The following is a 1,696-nucleotide window of genomic DNA, read 5'->3' on the forward strand; positions in this document are numbered from 1 at the left end:
GTCGTGGTGGCCGTGGCCGTCGGAGTCGATGCCGCCGACGAGGACGAGCAGCCAGTACGCGACGACGACCACCAGCGCGAAGCTGAACACGACGGCCGGGAAGCCGAGCGCGGCTGCGAGGAAGTCGTCCACAGACCCCGTCCCTTCGTCCTCTTGCTCGCGAGCCCCCGTGAGGCCCGCCGGCTGCGCGGGGGCGGCGCCGTGGGCGGGCCTCGGCGCCAGGCCCGTTTCCGGAACCTGGCACCGAGGCCGTCCCCCGTGTCCCCCGTTGTTCCCCCATGTACATATTGGCAGGTGAGAACAGCTGTGCGCATTGCCGGACCCCGGCAATCTTTATGCTTCCCTGATGCCGGGTGCTGCCCCCCTTGGGCGTCTGCCACCCTGGAATCCGCGCGCCAAGAACCCGTCAAGGACGCGTTAAGAGGTGGGGAGAGCACGTGACAAAGCCGGAGCCGACCGAGGACTATCTGGCCGGCTACGCCGAGCTGCTCACCGAGGTGTCGGCGACCGGCCGACGGCTCAACCGCGCCGAACTGGAGTCACGCCGCACCCTCGGCGAACGCGCCGGGGAGAGCGGCTACGGCCTGCGCACCCTCGTCGTCGGCCACCTCGCCGCCACCCGCGCCCTGTGGTCCGAGCTCCCCGCGCCGTCCGGCCCGGCCGGAGCGCGCGGCCTGCGCGCCACCGCCGAGTCCGTCCTTGCCGTGACCGAGCAGGCCATCGACGCCTTCGCCGAGGGGTACGAGCACGCGCAGCGGCTGGCCGTACGGCAGGAGGAGGCCGCGCGCCGCGAGTTCATCGACGACCTGCTGTACGGGCGCAGCGACCTGGGGAGGCTGGCCGGACGCGCCGAGAGGTTCGGGCTGCGGCTCGCCCACGCACACGCCGTCGCGGTCGCCACGGGCCCGGAGCCGTACGACGACGCGCACCCGGCGATGCGCCGCGTGGAGACGGCGCTCAACGGCCGGTTCAGCGAGCGCCGCATCCTGCTGACCACCAAGGACGGCCGGCTGATCTGCGTGGCCCCGGCCGACGAGGACGACGTGCTGCGCTACTTCACCAAGCAGGCGCACGCCGCCACCGACGGCGGCCAGGTGGCCGTCGGACGCCCGCACGAGGGCGCGGGCGGCGTCGTGCACTCCTACGAGGAGGCGCTGGGCGCACTGGACCTCGCCGCGAAGATGGCCATCGACGCGCCGGTGCTGCGCGCCGCCGACCTGCTCGTCTTCCCGGTCCTGACCCGCGACCGGCAGGCCCTGACCGATCTCGTGCGCTCCACGCTGGCACCGCTGCGGGAGGCCCGCGGCGGCCCGGAGCCGCTGCTCGCGACGCTCGACGCGTACTTCGACTCCGGCTGCGTCGCCGCGGAGGCCGCCCGCCGACTCGCCCTGAGCGTCCGGGCGTTCACCTACCGCCTCAAGCGCATCCACGAGCTGACGGGCGCCGACCCCGCCGACCCGATGCACCGCTACACCTTGCAGACGGCGGTGATCGGGGCGCGGCTGCTGGACTGGCCGACGAAGGAGTTGTAGCCGCGGGGGGCGTACGTACGGACGTGCCGGGGCCGGCCGTGGCAACGGGGGAAGGGGCGTGCCACGGCCGGCCTCGGGGCGGCTGCTCAGCCCTGGTACTCGGCGTGCAGCCGCCAGTTGCGCGGGCTGTCGGGGCCCTCCCGCGGGCACACCTCGTACGGCCC

The 1,696-nt window shown here is 74.0% G+C and carries 1 protein-coding gene; it reads left to right on the forward strand.

From position 1 onward, the window contains the following. Nucleotides 1–437 precede the first annotated feature (437 nt). Nucleotides 438–1,532 (forward strand): PucR family transcriptional regulator, encoded by a 1,095-nt coding sequence (locus ACFU99_RS42850; protein WP_384403984.1) that lies wholly within the window; start codon nucleotides 438–440, stop codon nucleotides 1,530–1,532. Nucleotides 1,533–1,696 lie beyond the last annotated feature (164 nt).

Source organism: Streptomyces sp. NPDC057654 (assembly GCF_042800135.1).
Lineage (GTDB): Bacteria > Actinomycetota > Actinomycetes > Streptomycetales > Streptomycetaceae > Streptomyces.